This is a genomic window from Pseudoalteromonas sp. GABNS16E (assembly GCF_028598715.1).
GTDB lineage: Bacteria > Pseudomonadota > Gammaproteobacteria > Enterobacterales > Alteromonadaceae > Pseudoalteromonas > Pseudoalteromonas atlantica.
The window spans coordinates 1-317 of the sequence record NZ_JAQREZ010000185.1; the positions used below are offsets into that span (position 1 = coordinate 1).

Annotated in this window: 1 protein-coding gene; it reads left to right on the forward strand. The window is 45.1% G+C overall.

Features of this window, described 5'->3' with window-relative positions; translation table 11 throughout:
- Window positions 1-317 (forward strand): DUF4158 domain-containing protein (locus PSI06_RS21805; protein WP_273604844.1); only part of this gene is annotated, 317 nt, incomplete at both ends.

The following is a 317-nucleotide window of genomic DNA, read 5'->3' on the forward strand; positions in this document are numbered from 1 at the left end:
GATATCAGTATCGACATGCAGTTTATTGCCTCCCAAATTCAAAGAGGTAAAGGGATCAGGCCTTTCAGTGTCAGTAAAATGCAGCGTGACCGTATTTACTCAAGGATACTGCGTCTACTTAATTACAATAAGTGGAATGAAAAACAGCACCTCAATGCTCTGTGCCACCACCTGGTTTACATTGGTCATGCCTGGCTGGAGCCTCGACACCTCTTTGATGCGGCCATTGAATACCTTGCCAGCCATAACATTGCCATTCCTAAGTACTCCGTGCTTCAAAGACTGATAAGCCGCACAATGCAACAGGTCAGAAAAGA